The sequence below is a fragment of the Rhizobium sp. ZW T2_16 genome, from assembly GCF_044987325.1.
In the GTDB taxonomy this organism is placed as follows: domain Bacteria; phylum Pseudomonadota; class Alphaproteobacteria; order Rhizobiales; family Rhizobiaceae; genus Neorhizobium; species Neorhizobium cellulosilyticum.
The window spans coordinates 137,596-155,940 of record NZ_JBJDRG010000003.1 but is presented as its reverse complement, the minus strand read 5'-3'; the positions used below and the strand labels follow the sequence as shown (position 1 = coordinate 155,940).

The 18,345-nt window shown below is 61.5% G+C and carries 16 protein-coding genes; 6 read left to right on the top strand and 10 right to left on the bottom strand.

Features of this window, described 5'->3' with window-relative positions:
• Position 1 precedes the first annotated feature (1 nt).
• Both ACI3K0_RS10655 and ACI3K0_RS10650 read left to right on the top strand, forming a co-directional pair.
• Positions 2 to 580 carry a YitT family protein gene (locus ACI3K0_RS10655; RefSeq protein ID WP_246436058.1) on the top strand — a complete coding sequence of 193 codons (579 nt, stop codon included), beginning with the start codon at positions 2 to 4 and terminating at the stop codon, positions 578 to 580.
• 1 nt (position 581) lies between these two features.
• The gene (locus ACI3K0_RS10650) at positions 582 to 1,226 is read left to right on the top strand and encodes a YitT family protein (RefSeq protein ID WP_183823439.1); all 645 of its coding nucleotides are present in this window, start codon (positions 582 to 584) and stop codon (positions 1,224 to 1,226) included.
• A gap of 10 nt (positions 1,227 to 1,236) precedes the next feature.
• On the opposite strand, the gene ACI3K0_RS10645 is transcribed toward ACI3K0_RS10650, so the two are convergent.
• Together ACI3K0_RS10645 and ACI3K0_RS10640 are read right to left on the bottom strand one after the other, a co-directional pair.
• On the bottom strand, positions 1,237 to 1,698 hold the full coding sequence (locus ACI3K0_RS10645; RefSeq protein ID WP_183823436.1) for a carboxymuconolactone decarboxylase family protein: 462 nt from the start codon (positions 1,696 to 1,698) through the stop codon (positions 1,237 to 1,239).
• 28 nt (positions 1,699 to 1,726) lie between these two features.
• Entirely contained in the window at positions 1,727 to 2,230 is a 504-nt protein-coding gene (locus ACI3K0_RS10640; RefSeq protein WP_183823434.1) for an Rrf2 family transcriptional regulator, read from the bottom strand.
• Positions 2,231 to 2,325: 95 nt separating this feature from the next.
• Between ACI3K0_RS10640 and ACI3K0_RS10635 the strand changes: the two genes are divergently transcribed.
• From ACI3K0_RS10635 to ACI3K0_RS10625, 3 genes are all read left to right on the top strand, one after another.
• On the top strand, positions 2,326 to 4,881 hold the full coding sequence (locus tag ACI3K0_RS10635; protein WP_183823432.1) for a ligase-associated DNA damage response DEXH box helicase: 2,556 nt from the start codon (positions 2,326 to 2,328) through the stop codon (positions 4,879 to 4,881).
• 164 nt (positions 4,882 to 5,045) lie between these two features.
• Positions 5,046 to 5,777: a ligase-associated DNA damage response endonuclease PdeM gene (gene pdeM / locus ACI3K0_RS10630; protein WP_394353665.1), complete on the top strand. Its 732-nt coding sequence runs from the start codon at positions 5,046 to 5,048 to the stop codon at positions 5,775 to 5,777.
• A 49-nt stretch (positions 5,778 to 5,826) separates the two neighbouring features.
• A complete protein-coding gene (locus ACI3K0_RS10625) occupies positions 5,827 to 6,162 on the top strand; it encodes a hypothetical protein (RefSeq protein ID WP_183823430.1) in 336 nt (111 codons plus the stop codon).
• Here ACI3K0_RS10625 and ACI3K0_RS10620 read toward each other — a convergent pair.
• The 4 genes from ACI3K0_RS10620 to ACI3K0_RS10605 form a co-directional block, all read right to left on the bottom strand.
• Positions 6,153 to 6,590, bottom strand: a complete 438-nt coding sequence (locus ACI3K0_RS10620) for a universal stress protein (protein WP_183823428.1) — start codon at positions 6,588 to 6,590, stop codon at positions 6,153 to 6,155. The two genes, ACI3K0_RS10625 and ACI3K0_RS10620, sit on opposite strands and share 10 nt — an antisense overlap.
• A gap of 75 nt (positions 6,591 to 6,665) precedes the next feature.
• Positions 6,666 to 7,583, bottom strand: coding sequence for an alpha/beta fold hydrolase (locus tag ACI3K0_RS10615; RefSeq protein ID WP_183823425.1), 918 nt, complete (start codon positions 7,581 to 7,583; stop codon positions 6,666 to 6,668).
• Between the two features lie 102 nt (positions 7,584 to 7,685).
• Positions 7,686 to 8,411, bottom strand: a complete 726-nt coding sequence (locus tag ACI3K0_RS10610; protein WP_183823423.1) for an anti-sigma factor domain-containing protein — start codon at positions 8,409 to 8,411, stop codon at positions 7,686 to 7,688.
• Positions 8,408 to 8,959 carry a sigma-70 family RNA polymerase sigma factor gene (locus ACI3K0_RS10605; protein ID WP_343062449.1) on the bottom strand — a complete coding sequence of 184 codons (552 nt, stop codon included), beginning with the start codon at positions 8,957 to 8,959 and terminating at the stop codon, positions 8,408 to 8,410. Before ACI3K0_RS10605 ends, ACI3K0_RS10610 begins: the two co-directional genes overlap by 4 nt.
• Before the next feature lie 287 nt (positions 8,960 to 9,246).
• Here ACI3K0_RS10605 and ACI3K0_RS10600 point away from each other — a divergent pair, with 287 nt between their 5' ends.
• On the top strand, positions 9,247 to 10,035 hold the full coding sequence (locus ACI3K0_RS10600; RefSeq protein WP_183823421.1) for a DUF4394 domain-containing protein: 789 nt from the start codon (positions 9,247 to 9,249) through the stop codon (positions 10,033 to 10,035).
• A gap of 48 nt (positions 10,036 to 10,083) precedes the next feature.
• On the opposite strand, the gene ACI3K0_RS10595 is transcribed toward ACI3K0_RS10600, so the two are convergent.
• The 4 genes from ACI3K0_RS10595 to ACI3K0_RS10580 all read right to left on the bottom strand — a co-directional run bounded on the left by ACI3K0_RS10595 (position 10,084) and on the right by ACI3K0_RS10580 (position 17,914).
• The gene (locus tag ACI3K0_RS10595; protein WP_183823419.1) at positions 10,084 to 11,886 is read right to left on the bottom strand and encodes a chloride channel protein; all 1,803 of its coding nucleotides are present in this window, start codon (positions 11,884 to 11,886) and stop codon (positions 10,084 to 10,086) included.
• 85 nt (positions 11,887 to 11,971) lie between these two features.
• Positions 11,972 to 12,772, bottom strand: a complete 801-nt coding sequence (locus ACI3K0_RS10590; RefSeq protein ID WP_183823417.1) for a TIGR02186 family protein — start codon at positions 12,770 to 12,772, stop codon at positions 11,972 to 11,974.
• The gene (locus tag ACI3K0_RS10585) at positions 12,772 to 13,698 is read right to left on the bottom strand and encodes a sulfite exporter TauE/SafE family protein (protein WP_148148286.1); all 927 of its coding nucleotides are present in this window, start codon (positions 13,696 to 13,698) and stop codon (positions 12,772 to 12,774) included. Before ACI3K0_RS10585 ends, ACI3K0_RS10590 begins: the two co-directional genes overlap by 1 nt.
• Positions 13,699 to 14,029: 331 nt before the next feature.
• On the bottom strand, positions 14,030 to 17,914 hold the full coding sequence (locus ACI3K0_RS10580; protein ID WP_404945319.1) for a peptidoglycan-binding protein: 3,885 nt from the start codon (positions 17,912 to 17,914) through the stop codon (positions 14,030 to 14,032).
• Positions 17,915 to 18,345: the final 431 nt, after the last annotated feature.

The window sequence follows — 18,345 nt, the reverse complement described above, 5'->3', positions numbered from 1 at the left end:
GATGGAGGATGCGCAGGGCCTGTTCATCAGCGCCATGGTCGCGGCCCTTGGACTTTATTTCCTGAGCCAGGCGGGGTTCTTGACGAGCGGCACCGCAGGTGTCGCCTTCCTTTTGCACTATGCTTTCGATATCCCCTTCGGCGTCCTGTTCTTCGTCGTCAATCTGCCCTTCTACTATCTCTCGTTCAAACGCCTCGGCCTCGGCTTTTCCTTCAAGACCTTCATTGCCATCCTGATGGTCTCCTTCATCACCGAGCTTGAGCGGAAATTCATCGTCATCCAGCATCTCGATCCGTTCTGGGCGGCCCTTCTCGGCGGCATCCTGATCGGCTTCGGCCTGCTCGGTCTTTATCGCCACCGCGCCTCGCTTGGCGGCATCGGCATTCTCGCCATCTATATCCAGGACCGTTTCAAGATCCCGGCAGGCCTTGTCCAGCTCGGTTTCGATCTCTGCGTCATGGCCGCCGCCTTCTTTGTCGTCAGCCCGATGACGGTCCTCTGGTCGCTTCTGAGCGCTGTCGTCTTGAACCTGCTTCTGACCATCAATCACCGGTCCGACCGGTATATCGCGGTGCGCTGACATGGCGGATGCGGCGGACAAGAAAAGCCCGATCGGCTTCTGGGCCTCGTCAACGGAAAAGCACTCGATCATCGAGGATATTCAGGGCGTCGTTGCCGGCTCCATGCTGGCGGCGCTCGGCGTCACCATGCTTGCGGCAGCCCATCTGTTGATCGGCGGCACGGCCGGCCTCGGTTTCCTCCTGCGTTATTCCGTCGATATCAGCTTCGGCACGGCCTTCTTCCTGCTGAACCTGCCTTTCTACTGGTTGGCCTATAAGCGCCTCGGCCTCGCCTTCACGGTCAAGACTTTCGCCGCCGTCGCACTCACCTCCGTGCTCACCGGCATCCTGCCGAAACTTATCACCTTCGACAGCATCGAGCCCATCACCGCCGCCCTTTTCGGCGGCCTTCTGATCGGCTGCGGCATGCTCGTTCTTTTCCGCCACCGCGCCTCGCTCGGCGGTTTCGGCATTCTGGCGCTCTATCTGCAGGACAGGCTGGGCTGGCGGGCCGGCTTCGTGCAACTCGGGCTGGATTGCGTCGTGCTCTTCCTGTCCTTCTTCGTCGCAAGCCCGTTCGTCATTGCTTGTTCCATCGTTGCGGCGGTGACGCTCAACCTGACGCTCGCCATCAACCACCGCACCGATAGATATATCGTCCGCTGATCCACGGGCCTCAGGCGGCGTTGGCCACCTTGTCGATCGGATGCTGCGAGCGGAAGCCGACGGCCAGCCGGTTCCAGATGTTGATTGCGCCGATCGCCACGGTGATCTTGACCATCTCCTCTTCGGTAAAATGCGCCTTCAGCGGCTCATAGGTGCTGTCCGGAATACCGGTCTCGGCAATCTTCGTGACCGAGTCGACCCAACCGAGCAGGGCGCGTTCCTTGTCGTCATAAACGGGCGATTCCCACCACACGCTCATCAGGTTGATCCATTGTTCGGATAGCCCGTCATGGCGGCTTTCCTTCACATGCATATCGACACAGAAGGCGCAGCCGTTGATGATCGAGGCGCGAAGCTTGATCAGGTGAATGAAACGGCGCTCAAGGCCGGAAGCCTGCACGTAGTTCTCGATATCCATCACCGCCTTGTAGGCGTCGGGCGAGGCTTTGAAAAAGTTGAAGCGCGGGTGCATGATCGTGTCTCCTAGAGGGTTTCGGGCCCTATCCACGGGCCGATTTGCGTTCGTTGATTTCCATGAAGGCGCAGCCACGGGCGGCGATCCCGCCGTCATCGTCCGCTGCAAGCTCCGCCAGGATCGATGCCATCGTCACCTTGGCAAGTTCGGCGCGATAGGCCTTTTCGGCCTTCAGCATCGCCGCATTGATTCCGCAGGGTTTCGTAAAATACCGCCCCGGCAGCGGGTTCGGCCCACGCTGGCGGATCTCCGCGCAGCGAAACGCCGGTGCCGGCCCTTCCACGGCCAGCACGATGTCGAGCAGGCTGATCCGGTCCGGTGTTTTCGCCAGCCGGTAGCCGCCTTTCGGACCGGGCATGGTGGCAACGATACCGGCGCCGGAAAGCGCCTGCAGGTGCTTCAGGAGATAGCTGGTCGAAACGCCGTGAAATTCGGCAAGCGCCGCCGCAGACAGAACCCCACCTTCCGAAAGGCCGGAGAGCATGCCCACACAGTGGATTGCCTGTTCGACGCCGTCACTCAGTTTCATTTCCATCTCCTTATCACGGATAAAATTTATCCATGATCGTCGGGGCCGTGTCAATAGGCCTTCATTTCCGCTGATGAAAGCTTATCTTTCATTCCGTGGATCTCGTCGAAACCAAACCCTCCGGCAATCAGGCCGCGACCCTGCCCACGCCGTTCCTCAAATGGTTCGGTGAAAAGGGCTGGCAACCGCGCGCGCACCAGCTGGAACTTCTGGCCCGCGCGCAGGGCGGCGAGAACATGCTGCTGATCGCGCCGACCGGTGCCGGCAAGACGCTTGCCGGTTTCCTGCCCTCGCTTACCGATCTCGTCACCCGCGGAAATATCCCGCCCGGTTCCGCCTTCACCGGCATCCACACGCTTTACATCTCGCCCTTGAAGGCGCTGACCGTCGATATCGAGCGCAACCTGATGAAGCCCGTCACCGAAATGGGCCTCTCGGTTACCGTCGAAAACCGCACCGGCGATACGCCGCAATCCAAGCGCCAGCGCCAGAAGCTCACCCCGCCCGATATTCTGCTGACCACACCGGAGCAGGTGGCGCTTCTGCTTGCCAACAAGGAAGCCGGACGTTTCTTCAAGGACCTGAAATATGTCGTGCTCGACGAGCTTCATTCACTCGTCACCTCCAAGCGCGGCCATCTCCTCTCGCTCGGCCTCGCGCGTCTCCGCAAGCACGCGCCAGAAATGCAGACGATCGGCCTTTCCGCCACCGTCGCCGACCCGATGGACCTGCAGCGCTGGCTGGTCCCTCAGGGAGAGCATCCGGCACCTCCCGCCGGCCTCGTCCATGTCACCGGCGGTGCCGCCCCCGACATCACCATTTTAGGCACTGAAACCCGCATCCCCTGGTCCGGCCACGTCTCCACCTACGCCATCCCGGAGGTCTACGAGGAGATCAAGCGCCACAAGACCACGCTGATCTTCGTCAACACCCGCTTCCAGGCGGAACTTCTCTTCCAGTCGCTCTGGACCATCAACGAGGACAATCTGCCGATCGCCCTCCACCACGGTTCGCTCGATGCCAGCCAGCGCCGAAGGGTGGAGGCGGCGATGGCCGACAACAGATTGCGCGCTGTCGTCGCCACCTCGACGCTCGACATGGGGCTGGACTGGGGCGATGTCGATCTGGTCGTCCATGTCGGCGCGCCGAAGGGCGCCTCGCGGCTTGCCCAGCGCATCGGCCGCGCCAACCACCGCATGGACGAACCGTCGAAGGCGATACTCGTCCCCGCCAACCGTTTCGAAGTCATGGAGTGCCAGGCAGCCCTTGATGCCAACTATCTCGGCGCGCAGGATACGCCGCCGGTAGGCGAGGGTGCTCTCGATGTTCTGGCCCAGCATGTGCTTGGCATGGCCTGTGCCGAACCTTTCGATCCGGTCGAACTTTACGATGAGATCACCTCCGCCTCGCCCTATGCGAACCTCTCCTGGGAAATGTTCGAGCGCATCGTCGATTTCGTCGCCACCGGCGGTTACGCCCTGCGCTCCTACGAGCGTTATGCAAGGATACGCAGACAAGAGGACGGCCGCTGGCGCGTCTCCAATCCGCAGATCGCCCAGCAGTACCGCATGAACCTCGGTACGATCGTCGAAGCCGCTGAACTCAATGTCCGTCTCGTCAAACGCAATGCCAAGGGAACTTTAGGCAGGGGAGGCATGTCGCTCGGCAAGGTCGAGGAATATTTTCTCGAACAGCTGGTCCAGGGCGACACGTTCCTGTTTGCCGGTAAAGTCCTGCGCTTCGAAGGCATCCGCGAAAACGAATGCCTCGTCTCCAACGCCTTCTCGCTCGATCCGAAAATCCCCGCCTATGCCGGCGGCAAGTTTCCGCTCACCACCTATCTGGCCGACCAGGTCCGCGCCATGCTGGCCGATCCGGATCGCCGCGTCAGCCTACCCGACCAGGTCCGCGACTGGCTGAATATCCAGCTCGAACGCTCCATGCTGCCGAAACAGGACGAGCTGCTGATCGAGACCTTTCCGCGCGGCAAACGCTTCTTCCTCATCGCTTACTGCTTTGAGGGCCGCCTGGCGCACCAGACGCTCGGCATGCTGCTCACCCGCCGTCTCGAACGCCTCGGCGCCCGCCCGCTCGGCTTCGTCGCCACCGATTATTCGCTCGCCATCTGGGGCTTGAACGATCTCGGCGCGATGATCGCCGATGGCTCCCTGAGCCTCTCCGACCTCTTCGATGAGGACATGTTGGGAGACGATCTCGAAGCCTGGCTCGACGAAAGTTACATGCTCAAGCGCACCTTCCGCAATTGCGCCGTGATTTCCGGTTTGATCGAACGTCGTCATCCGGGCAAGGAAAAGACCGGCCGTCAGGTCACGGTCTCGACCGACCTGATCTACGACGTGCTGCGCTCCCACGAGCCGGACCACGTGCTTTTGGAGGCGACACGCCGCGATGCCGCTTCCGGGCTTCTGGATATCGGTCGTCTCGGCGATATGCTGTCCCGAATCAAGGGGCATATCACCCACCGTGACCTCGATCGCGTCTCGCCGCTGGCGGTGCCGATCATGCTGGAGATCGGCAAGGAGCAGGTACCGGGCGAGGCGCAGGATGCGGTGCTGCAGGAGGCGGCGGATGAATTGATTGCGGAGGCTGGATTGTCCACCGTTTCGGTTGGCGATCGCCCCTCACCCTAACCCTCTCCCCGCAAGCGGGGCGAGGGGACTTGCCCTGCTCGGTGTAGCGGATCGGGGCTGTACGGGTGCCACAAGTCTCCTTCTCCCCGTCAGTACGGGGAGAAGGTGCCCGGCAGGGCGGGTGAGGGGCAGCCCTCGACATTGACAGGAAAGACGAAACGACCTTGATGCACCGCCTCGGGCTTAGCCCCCGCACCATCGTAACAGGCCAACCCACCGGCGCCGAGGAAATCCTTGTCCACGGCATCGCCGCCGTCTGCGATCCGCTGGGCGGCCTTTACCTGCCGGAAACGCAGACCCTCGTCGTCTCCGACCTGCATCTGGAAAAGGGCGCGGCCTTCGCCCGCCGCGGCATGATGCTGCCGCCCTATGACACGATCGCCACGCTTAATATCCTCAACGCCGTTATTGCCCGCTATGAGCCGAAACTCGTCGTCTCGCTCGGCGACAATTTCCATGATCGCAGCGGCTCTGAACACCTGCCTGCGGACCTGAGAAAAATGATCACGGACATGGCGCGCGGCCGCGACTGGATCTGGATCAACGGCAACCACGATCCCGACGGAACCACAGACCTGCCGGGCATCTCGAGCGACGAACTTCTTTATGGGGGGCTGGTTTTTCGCCACGAACCCAGCCTGATTTCGGCAAAGGGCGAGATTGCCGGGCACCTCCATCCCGCCGCTACCGTCCGGCGCCGCGAAAAGTCGGTTCGTCGCCCGTGTTTCGCCAGCGACGGCCACCGCCTGCTCATGCCGGCCTTCGGCGTTCTCACCGGCGGCCTCGATCTCCGCCATCGGGCCATGCAGGGCCTGTTCAAGCAGGAAACGCTTGTCGCCCATCTCCTCGGCCGCGATCGCATCTATTCGGTGCGCTACGGCAGCCTGATGGGCTGATATGAATCAAACGGCGAAGGTAGTGGCCCTCCTCTGTGCGGTTCTAGTGTTGATCGCTGCAGTCGGATATCGGTCCAATCTGATCATCCTGCGGGTCAACCGAGAAGATTTCTTGGGTGGCCGGCTATCGGTATGGGACAGCCTCCTCCAGCTCCCACCCGGCAGCGGGCGGACATGGGCATTCATCCGCGCCGAGGATGGAGAAGCCGAGTTCAGTTTGGAATGCAACGACGGTCGGCATGTCCACGCTGGCTATCTTGAGGGAGGTGCGCTCCAATATGTGAGCGTCGCCATAACCGACTGTCGATTTGATGACAGCGGAACCTCCACTATCATTCTTTTCTTGCCGCTGGATGTAGCCGAACGTCTGTTCTCTTACCTGTAAACAAGCACCGGCAGTTTCGATCCGGCAAGCACCTTCATCGTCACGCTACCGAGCATGAATGCCTTGAAGCCCGAACGTCCGTGCGATGCCATCACGATCGCGTCGCAGCCATATTTTTCTGCTGTCTTGACGATGCATCCGGCCGGATCGACGCTCTGGAGCTTTATCGCTTCGCAGGTCAGATCGCGCTGTGCGGCGGCCGCTTTCGCATCGGCCAGAATGCCGTCTGCCTGTTCGTTCGCGCGCTGCTCGTATTCGGCATAGGCGATGTCCATGCCGACGGGATAGACGGTAAACACCTGTAGCGGCTCGATCACCGCCAGCACCGTCACCTTCGCATTGCTTTCGCGCGCAAAATCGAGCGCCTTTTCCAGTGCCTGGGTCGATAGCGGCGAACCGTCGGTCGGGATGAGGATATGTTTGAACATTTTGTTGACCTCCTTGGGTGACCTCCCTGGTCGAGATCATCTTGGCACCGGCCGATTGTCGCACATTGACCTGTCTCAAACCGAAGCGCTGCTCCCAAAGGGGTTCACGCCATCCTTCAGCCACGAGAGCGTATCCTTCCAGAAACCGCCGGCATGGCGGGAGTGGAAAAGGCTGAAATGCCCGATTGCATCGAGCCCGTAATGCGATGGCGATAGACTGGCTTCGATCCGCTCGGCATTGCAATAATAGGAAAGCGTCCGCCGGATCGCCGCGGCCGAACCTATATCATCATCGGTCACGCAGATCGCCAGGATCGGCGCGGTGACGGCGGCAAATCGCGAAAGCACAGCCTCGCGTTCATGCTTCGGATGCGTCCGCTCCATTCGCGGCCCGCGAAAGCTCCATTCATTGGCGACACCAGCCGGAAGATCTTCCAGCCAGCCGAGCTTCCTGCCGGGAAAATACCCGTAGATCGCGGTCAAGGCAGGCATCACCATGTGCCAGCGCCAGAACAACCTCGATCGATGCCCTGCCGCATAATCTCCCCACCAGGCATATTGCGCCCCCATCGTCAGCATCCGGTCTATCCGGTGCGCTTCGGTAGAAAGCCCCGGCAGGTAACCACCGATACTGTGCCCCACTACCATCAACGGAAGTTCCGGCGCTCTTTTGGTCATGAACCGCAGCGCCGCATCGAAATCCTGCTCGCCCCAGTCCCGCCAGCGATACCCGCAGCCGCGCAGGGTTTCCGGCCGCGACAGACCGATGCCGCGATAGTCATAGGTCAATACATCGAACCCTTCGCCGGCAAGGAAGTCCGCGTAATAGTGATAATAACGGGCAAGCACGCCGGTGGCGGCGTTGATGATCACGCGAGCGATGGGCCTTCCTCGCGCTGGCCAGATATGACCGTTCAGTGGCACGCCGTCCCGGCAGGTCAGGCTTGTCGAAATCCCGGTTGGGCGGGATGTCGATTGCGCGATTTCGGCCATGCGATCCTCCCGGCTGACTTCCCCGCAAGGCGGAGAATAGTCGGGCAAATCGACCACGCAATTATCCCAAGGCAGGGGTTGCGCCTTTCCGGCAGCACGGTGTCAACGCGCCAGCTTGGCAAACCCCTTGGCTAGGATGGGCCCGGTCGGTCGCCCGGTCGGCGATCCCCCGGCCTGTTCCAGCGTGATTTCGTAAAGCTGCGCATCCTGCGGCTTCGGCAGCGTCGACCCGCTCAGCCGTGCGGAATGAGCATCTTCCAGCAGGCCGAGCGACATTGGCCCCATCTCACGCGAAGGAAGCGTCCAGACCTGCATCGTCTTGTCCTCGGGCACACTGAAATCCGCCAGAAGCCGGATGCTGGCCGTATCGTTTCCGAAATCCTCGACCACCGCCTGAACCTCGCCGGCCTCGTTGACAAGCACTGCTACGACCAGCGGCTCGATCGTGCGCGTCACGCTCCACACCAGACCCACGGCCAGGATCAGCGAGGCGGCAATCGCTGAAATCGCCGCCGACCGCCAGCCGGAGCGAACATTGTCATTACCCGCTGTCGGAACTCTCGGCGAAACGGAGGCGATGGATGGCACCTCCACCGCGGCCTGTTCCGGCAGCCGGGCCTCGATGGCTTGCCACAGAACCGGAGACACGGCGGCCGGATCGACATTGGTGTCGAGTGGCAAAAATCGCTCGCGCGCTTCCGCAACGGCTGTGGCAAGCGTGGCATTGCGCTCGATCTCGTTTTCCACCTCCGCCACGTCTGTTTCGCTCAGCAGACCAAGCACATATTCGTCGGCGATATGGGCAACATTTTCGGTAGCGAACTTCATGCCATGCACTCCCGCAGCGTCAGGAGTCCGCGCCTTATCCAAGACTTCGCCGTGCCGAGCGGAAGTTTCAGCCGACCGGCAATTTCCCCGTGGGTATATCCGCTCACATAGGCCATCAATATGCCGCGCCGTCTCGTCTCTTCCAGGCGGCCAAGGCACTCTTTCAGCCGGCTGTTATGGTCGAGCCTGTGCCACGCCGCCATGATCTGTTCCAGTTGCTCGGCGTCCTGAATGGTCTCCAGTTGATCTTCCGTGATCAGGTCTTCCCGGCTCCCGTCTCTCAGCATGTTGAGCGCCCGGTTGCGCACGATCGCGTAGATCCAGCCGCGCGCCGACCCTTGCTCTGGCCTGTACTGATGCGCATGTGTCCAGATGCGAATGAACGCTTCCTGCACGACTTCTTCGGCAAGCTCACGGCGTTTGACGATCCGCTGTGCCACCGTCACCAGCCGGCCGGCCTCTGCATCGAATATGTCGCGCAACCCGCGCCGGTCGCCCTTGGCGCAGGCGGCAAGCGCCGCCTTGAAGTCCGTCGATTGGTCTGTCACCAAGGCCAGGCTGTCCTCTCTCCCCGAATAATCGCGCAGTTGCGAATATTCCATCTCTGCAGTTTTAGCGACGGACATGCGCTCGTCCAGAGTTTCACGTTTCCCGCAGTCATCCTGAGACTGCATATGGAAGACACGCCCGATGCGGAAATGGATGCGCGGCAAATAAATATTTTCAACGGCTGCATCCAAAGGCGTCCCGCCATGTGTCTACACATCGGGAGTGCTTCAGAGGCCGTGTGCCCTACCGCTCTTCATCATGCTGGAAACACAACGGGAGAGACAAAATGAAAACCCTTCGCACCGCGCTCGTCGCGTCCACCATGCTTGCCGCGTCTGCTGCCGCTGCAATGGCGGCCCCGGTCCTCGGCCTCACCGGTGACAAGACGCTCGTCATGTTCGACACCGCAAAGCCGGAAGTGACCAAGACCATGGATGTCACCGGCGTCGACAAGCTGGTCGGCATCGATTTCCGCCCCGGCAACAAGACGGTCATCGGCGTCACGCCCGATCACGCGATCGTCTCGATCAACCTTGAAACCGGCGCGGCCACGGAAGTCGCCAAGATGGACAAGATGCTGGCCATGACGCAAGCGCCGGTCGTCGTCGACTTCAACCCGATGGCCGACCGTCTGCGCTTCATGACCGGCACCACCAACCATCGTGTCCACCCGGATACCGGAGCAGTCACGGTCGATCGTGCTCTGGCTTTTGAAGAGGGCGATATGCACAAGGGCGAAACCCCGAACATCGTCGCGGCGTCCTACACCAATTCGATCGGCAAACCCGAAAAGACGGCGATGTACAATATCGATGCCACCATCGGCGCATTGATCCAACAGACCAAGCCGAATGACGGCACCCTGAAGGCGATCGGCAAGCTGGGCATCAAGCAGATGCCGGCAACATACGCCTTCGACATCCACGGTGAGGACGGCGGCAAGAATACTGCTTATCTGGCCGCAAACAAGACGCTCTATACCGTCAATCTTGAGACCGGTGCGGCCACCGAAATCGGCCCGATCACCGGCACCGAAAACGAGGTGCGCGACATCGTCATCCTCCCGGCCATGTAATCATGTGCAAAGGTTGGGGCGGAGTTCCGGCTTCGCTTCAGCCTGCCTCTAAATCTCGCCTGACATTTCGCGCCGCCGCCGGTCCAGCTCTTCCGTATAACGCCGCAGCGTGTGGCTTTCGGAAAGCTGCCCGACCACCTTGCGCTCGATCTGGTTGTTCACCACCGCCAGCGCTTCCGCCTCCGTCCGGTCGAACATTGCAGCCGCCTGCTTGGCATTCATGCTTCGAAGCAGCACGTCGTTCTTGTAGCGGATGAAAGAGGAGAGCTCTGGTTTCTCCTCGCCGCCCTCGGTCGCTGCCGAATAGACTTCCGGGGTAAGAATGATCCCGACATATTTTTCGGTCTCGTCGATTACGATCACGCGCTGGGTTGAACCGATCGGAAAATCCTTGCGGAACTCGTCGAGCGTCATTCCCGCCTGCGCCGTCTTCACATCGGAGCGCATCAGCTTGTCCACCGTCAGGTTGCGGATCCAGCCGATATCATGCGCGCTTCTGATTCCTTCGCCGCGCAGGTGAAAACGCCACGTCGCGAACGAGTAGCCGAAGCTGGTGCGCACAACGACCGATGACGTGATGACCGCCGCAAGCGCCAGCGCGGTGATAGGAAAGTCGCCGGTCACTTCCAGCGCCAGAAACGTCATCGTCAGCGGTCCGCCGATCACCGCCACTGCCATCGCGCTCATGCCGACCACCGCATAGATGACCGGCGTCAGCGTTGCATGGGCAAACAGGAACGGCGTCGAATAGGCAAACAGTTTTCCGATAAGCGCGCCTAAAAACAGCGAGGCGAAGAACAGGCCGCCACGGAAGCCGGCGCCGATGGTGATTGCCGATGCAACGGACTTGAGCAGCAGAAGTCCGATCACCGCCCCGATCGCCATGTGCTGGTTGAGGCTTTCGTGCAGCGCGCCGTGTCCGGCCGAAAGCACCCGCGTATCGATCAGCGCCAGCAGCCCCACGATCAGTCCTCCGAGCGCGGGACGGAAGACGGGGGAGATCGAGCTTTTGCGCGCCTGCTCCTCAACCTTCGAGACACCTTTCATCAGCAGGATGCCGCAGCCCGCACACACAATCCCGAGCATGACGGCTGGAAGATAGTCTGCCGGAACGACCGTGCCGATCTCGCCGATATCGATCATGAATTCGTCGCCGACGAAAAGCCGTGTCACGAAGGTCGCGGCCAGTGCCGCGACGACCACCGGCGCAAGGCTGACAATCGTATAGGTGCCGATGATCAGCTCGAAAGCGTAGAAAGAGCCCGTCAGTGGTGCGTTGAACGCCGAAGCGATTGCGCCTGCCGCCCCGCAGCCAACGAGAATGCGCATGTCCGAGCGGCGCAATTGCAAAATGAGACCGATCTTCGAGGCGATACCGGACGAAAGCTGCGTATAGCCTGCCTCCAGTCCTATCGAGGCGCCAAAACCGTTGGAGATCAGGTTCTGTACCGCAACCACGATACTGTCCGTCAGCGACAACCGGCCACCATGCAGCGCGTTGGCCTCGATCGGGTCGACCATCGGCTTTTTGCGCCACTTCTTTAGGATCAGGAACACGATCCCCATCACCACGCCGCCTGCGGCCGGTGCCCAGAGCACCACCATCGGATCGAGCGAGGTTGCCGCGCTAAGCCTCTCGTCGGGACCGATCCCGAAGATCAGCACCTGGACCTCATGGGCGATGAAACTCATCGCCGCCACCGCAAGCCCGGCAAGCACGCCGACCACAGCCGCCATCGCGATCAGGCCGAATTCGCTGCGCCTGATCAATATGCGCAATTGGGTCGGATGCAGCAGGTGGCGCCAATCGGGCAATCGATCTGGCAGGCGGTCGAGGAGGCGTTTCAACATCTTGGGCAGTCTGGGTTTGCGATATCGATCGCTAACTAGTGTAGGTTTCGCCGAAGCAAAGACGGCGGCAACAGGTCGGAGGTGATCAATCCTTGCGGAAGACGATGCTGGCACCCCAGCCGGTTACCAGCGCAATCAGCACGCAGAGCAGGCCATAGGCAAACGGCTGGTTATGAGCGGTGTCGGTGATCGCCTGTTCGAGGCCGGTCTTGACCACCCGGAGCGGAATTTCGCGCTGGGTCAGCAGCGTACCGCTCTTGAACAGATAGGCGCGCACGATATGCACCCCGTCCGGAACATTGGCCGGCAGCCTGAGCGAGGCGCGGAACAGACTGGATGAGACGAAACGAACGCCGCTCGCTTCCTTCTGGTAAAGGCCTCCAGCCAGCTTCAGTCGTCGATAAGCCTCGCGGAAATCGGAAAGCTCGCCGACATCGCGGATATAGCCGATCGGATTGAGCGCCAGATGTTCGATGCCGACACCCGCCGTATTGATCGGCGGCAATTGTGTGGGGTCGTCGAGCTGGCGGGTGCTGGCGATCGAATAGCTTTCCGGCACCTGCTCGAAGATCATCGAATCCGTGTTCACCCAGACGCCGAAGATGCGCTCCTTCTTGCGCACGGTGGCATAGTCGCGCGGGCCTTCAAGCGTGACGATGATGTCATAGCTGCCGATCGCGAGCAGTAGTTCGTCCGGATTTGTCATCGCCCCGAACACGGTTAGGTCGGCCCCGCGAAAATCCGAGGCGATCGCGATCTCGTTGGTCGAAACCCCGATATCGAGCCCTTCCTTGGCGGTCGAAGCCTCGCCCATCGGGATTTGCGCAAATCCGTTGGTCGCAGGGATCAGCAGCAGCGAGAAGAGGAGGGCGAGACGGCAAAACATCAGTAACCGATCCCTCCGACTGCAACCGAATAGAGATCCTGCGGGCGGATGAACAGGCCGACGGCAAGTCGGATGCCGACCGCCAGAACCAGCAGCGCCAGAAGAGCGCGCAGCTGTTCGCCGCGCAGCTTCTGCCCGACGCGTACGCCGTACTGTGCGCCGATAACACCCGCCACCATCAGGATGAAGGCAAGCACGATATCGACGGAATAGTTGGTCGCCGCCTGCACCATGGTCGTATAGGCGGTGACGAAGATGATCTGAAACAGCGACGTCCCGACAACGACATTGGTCGGGATGCGCAACAGATAGATCATCGCCGGCACCATGATGAAGCCACCGCCGACACCCATGATCGAGGTGAGGATGCCGATCAGGAAACCGAGCGTCACCACCGGAATGGCCGAAAGATAGATCCTCGACTTCTTGAACCGCATCTTCAGCGGCAGCCGGTGCACCCAGTTATGCTGGCCGGGACGCTTCAAGGGAAGCGGCTGGTTGAGCTTCGCCTTTCGCATGGCGCGCAGGCTTTCCTGCAGCATCAAAAGGCCGATCGTCGTCAGAAGCACGACGTAGAGAAGCGAGATGAACAGGTCGAGCTGGCCGATGCTGCGCAGCCACGAGAAGATCCACACGCCGACCGTCGCCCCGACAAGACCGCCGACAAGCAGCACCGTGCCGAGCTTCATGTCCAGCGTGCCGCGCCGGAAATGCGTGATCGCGCCGGAAACCGAGGACGCGACCACCTGGTTCGCCCCGGTCGCGACCGCAACGACGGGCGGAATATTGTAGAAGATCAGGAGCGGCGTGATCAGAAACCCGCCGCCGACGCCGAACATGCCGGACAGGAAACCGACGGCCGCACCCATGCCGAGGATGATGAAAATATTCACCGAAAGCTCTGCTATGGGCAGGTAGATCGTCACGGTTGACCCCGACAAGGCGAAACAGAACAACCTCGTCCAGCAGGCGATTTCTCGCTTGTCTGATGAGGTGGTGGGAAAGTGTCTCACATGCCGGGTGAACAAGGCATGAAGATGTCTGCTCCACATGCCTGCGCAGGCGTCAGGCTGTCAAACCCGCATGGGCGCGTCAGGGTATCGCAAGCCTTTGATTCGGCCGTTTTCTCAGCGGCGTGGCGAATATGCCGCGTCACCGCAAACCCGGTCGTTTTAGTCGTGATTGGAGATATGCGTGGGCGCACCAAAAAAGCCGGACCGAAAACGGACATGCCGTCTCCGGTCCGGCGACTGGAGCTTATCCATTCCGCTTGAGAAGTTCACGCACCATCGCGTCGTCCACCTTGCCGGTCGGCTCCTGGCCGATCGAACTCTGGAACGCCTTGATCGCCGCAACCGTCTTGGCGCCCATCTTGCCGTCCGGCGTGCCGGCATCGAAACCGTTCTTGTTGAGAATGGCCTGGATGTTGCGGATCGCCTTGGTCATGTCGATCGATGCAGTGGTCAGTTTCTTGCCGGAAACCCATTCGTCCGGAATGTTAACTGCATTGGCATTCGGGTCGAGCGGCTTGGCGGTCCAGGCATTCAGCTTGGCGCGAGCGCTTTCCAGCTGCTCCTTGCGCATCGCCTTGCCCACCTCTTCCTGCTTGGCGGCAGCGTCCGTATCGCCACCCCTGGCAGCTACGCCGAACCACTTGTAGCTCTCTTCGAGATCTTGGCGCACGCCGTTGCCGCGGGCATAGAGGATCGCGAGGTTGAACTGGCTATCGGCAACGCCGTGCTCGCTTGCCTTGCGGAACCACTCGACGGCCGCCGCATAGTCCGGCTGGCCGGCAGCCCCCGAAGCGTAAAGAACCGCGAGATTGTGCATCGCGCTGGCATTACCCGCCTGCGCCGCCTGACGATAATAGGAAATCGCCTCGCCGAGATTGCGCTCGACGCCGGTTCCCTTCTCCAGAAGGTTGCCCATCCGATACTGAGCCGGCGCAAGACCGCGATCGGCTGCAAGCTTGTACCACTTGGCGGCTTCGCCGAGATCGGTCGTAACTCCGCGGCCGTCGCTGAAGCGTGCACCGATTTCAAACAGCGCATTGGCGTCACCGGCCGCTGCCGCATCGGCCATCGATTGTGGCTCGATACCGGCAGGCACGGCGATCGAGGCGTGTTCGACCGGTGCGATCGGTGCCGCCGGCAGGTCTTCCGCCGGAGCTTCCGCAACCACATCCGAATCGCTTGCCTGCGGCGCTGCAGCCTCGGGTGTATTTGCCATTTGCTCCACCGGCGGAGCAGTTATCTCGGGCGCAGCGCTCTGCGGTAAGACCGGAGCCTCGGAAGCCGCCGGCGTCTGCGGAACCAGAGCGGCAGGCGTCGGCGCGCTTGCCTCGGGAGCGGCCGCAATCACCGGCTGCTCGACCGAAGCTACCTGCGGTGCCGGGCTGCCGCTCGTCACGGTCTTGATCAGCGGCATTGCCATCAGCGCCAGAAGCACGGCGCCGACTGCCATCAGGATCGGCCGGCGATGGCGCGAAAAGGCCGATGCGCCCTTTTCCTTCTCTGCCTTGCCGATATCAGGCTTCGCCTTGGCGGGTTTGGCCTTTGCAAGCGAGCCCATCTGGGAAGGATCGGCCTCCTGCGCGGCGGCCTTTGCGGCCCGGCGGGCAGCAGCAATATAGTCGGCGCGGTCGCCTGTGCGATCGCCACCCCGCTCGCTGCCGAATTCTCCCGCTGCCTGGCTGGCTCTCACCCGCTCGAGGATCTTGCGAACGTCTGGTGCACCTGAACCCGGCTCCAGAAGGTCGTTTTCGCCTTCGCTCTCCAGCATGTCGCCGGCAACCACGGCATCGTCTGCCGAAGGATCGATCGATGGCGTCGGGTCGACGAAGGTGCGTGCCTTGGCAGGCTTGTCCTGCTTCGAGCCGGGGAGAAGGCGCTTGGCCAGCCCGCCGAGCAGGCTCTTCTTCGCAGGCTTTTCTTCGTCCTCAATGTCCGTCTCGGCATCGACCGGCAAGAGCATCGCCGGAACATGATCGGCCATGGTGGAACCGATCGCGCTGGTCTCTCTCAACCGGGCTTCCGTGCGCGGCATGTCGAGGTTGGCCAGTTCACGATCCGCTTCGGCTGAAACGGGCGGCATCGCAACGGGTGCCGCCTCGCGCGCCACCGGCATGTCGCGCTGGATCGGCGCAGCCGCAAAGGCCGGCTGGCGAACAGGCTCTTCGTTTCGATAGGACACGGCAGGCGCAGTCGCAAACTGGCCTTCCAGCTGGTCCAGCCGTTCGGCGATCTGCACCAGCGTGCCGTGCAGTGCCTCGAACGTCTGGTGTGTCCGGCTTTCGGAACCGCGCGTCAGCTCTTCGAGATGCTTCAGGTCGTCGGCAAGGGCTGCAAGTGCCGCCATGTCTCCGCTTGTGCCGGGCGCGCCGGCACTCAGATTACGTGAATAGGCCTCGACCACCGCTTCGGCCGCCTGCCGGGCGGCCTCGACGATATATTCGTCATTGGTCGCCATATAGCCTTCGATCGCCGCCATGCGGCTGTCGAATTCCGGCGGCCATGCGGCGGGCGTACTGCTCGGCTGCGAAATCAGCGTCGAAAGATTGGCAATCTGGGCTTCCAGCCCGCGCAGCGCCTCGTCGTCATTGCGTGGAGCGGATGTTGCCTCGTCCAGTTGCGCTGCAATCGCGCTAAGCCTGTCCTCGATCCGCACGAAAGCGCCGTCATCGGCATGCAGGGGCCGCGGCTGCTGTTCCATCTCCTCAACCCGGTGCGACAGATAATCGAGCCGCTCGCCAAGCCCCTCGGCGCCAAAACTCGTGTCCAGCGCATCGATCTTGCGCGAAATGTCGGAAAGGTAGTTGGTGACGTCTTCCTGCTGGCCGGGAACATGCATCTGCTGCACCAGCACCGAAAGCTGTTCGATACGCTCCTGCAGCTGTGCCGTTGCCTGCTCCTCGGCCATGTCTTCGATTTTGCCGGCGAGCAGCTCGATCCGCATGGAAAGACCGTCGGTGGCGCTCTGGTCGGCAGTATAGCGGCCGATCGTTTCCACCTGTTCCATCAGCCCGGCCAGCCGGTCTTCAAGCCGGTCTTGCAGCCGCTGCATCGCAAGCTCGTCCTGCGCATTGGCAGCGCTGGCTCGGGAATTGGCGGCAATTGCGCGGCTGATCTCGTCCAGCCTGTGGTCCAACTGGCTGAACTGTTCGGTGATCGCCGCGTCATTCGGCTTCATGCGAGAGCCGAGCTGTTCCATCATGCCGGCAAGCGCCAGCAGCTTCTGTTCCAGCGCGCGAATGGTCGGGCTGTCCGCCATCACGCCGAGCTGGTTGCGAATTTCGTCGACCCGGTAGGCAAGCGCCACCAGTTCTTCGCGCAGCGCACTCGTGTCGGCGTCCTGAAGGCGTTCTTCCAGCCCTACCCACTGGTCCTGCATCTGCCGCAGCGATTCCTGCCGGGCAAGCCCGTCCATGACGGTCCGCAAATCCTCGAATTCGGAACGCAAGCCCGAAGCGCCTGGAGCGGATTGCATCGCAAGCTGGTCGATGCCCTGGGCCAGCCGTGCAAGGTCCGCCTGCACATCCTGCGTGAAACGCGAGTCCTCTGCCTGGGCGCGGATCGCACGCACTTCATCCTTCAGCGCCCGCATCTCGTGCGATACGCCTTCGGAAATGTCGCGCTTGAGATCATGCCTCAGGCCGGAAAGCGTCTCGGTAAATTCACGAATGTCGGCGCGGCGCTGGTTGGCCTCGGCCACGCGCGTGGCAACCGCCGGCTGGCGAATGTCTTCGCGGCGGGTGCCGGTGCGCTGTTCGGTGCGAGCGGGTGCTGCAGGCATTGCTGCACTGTTTTCAAAACGGCGGCTGCTCTGGCCTGCCTGTTCGAGCATGCGCTGCCGCTCGCGGATTTCCGCCAGCGGGTCGCGCGCACGCTCCGCGTAGCCCGCATCGACGGGGCTCGCCTTCGCACGCGGATCAGGCCCGGCCGGCATACGCGGCTGTCGATTGTCGTCAATGGCTCTTTGCGGTGCGACTACCTGTGCTTGGATCGGTGTCTGCGATGGCGCGCGTCCACCCGCCATCAGGCCCTGGATGCGTGCTTCCAGTCCCTCGATTGTGCGGCTCAGCGCATCCAGCGACGAGCGGTCTCGGTCGCCGTGACGGGGATGTGCCGATCGTGATCCGTTCATGTGCTCGCTCGTTTCGACGTTGATCCTGCCGGTCCGACTCTGAACGTTTCCCCCGGAGGTATTCCTCCATGAGTAAAACTGAATATTAGAGAAACCTTACGCAAGACTTGCCATTGTGACGGTTTGAACGCTTTTCGAAGCAAACGCACCGAACCGTCAGATCGCCTACTATCTCTGCAAACATGGTAAACAACCCGTTAAAGGTGCTCCAGATTTTAATTATTTCACAACATTCTAATATTTATGCCGCGGCTGACTTCGCACCTGCCCGCCCTATCTCGGAGCCTGTGCCTCATAAATTGCGTGTGAGTACCAATTGACGTTTACGCGCACGTCAATTAAATGACGAATGCAAGAATTGGCAGTGTCAGCGCAGCGGCCCTTGATCGGGACGCTTTCGGAAACGAAGCGCAGAAGGAGTGGTGCTGCCG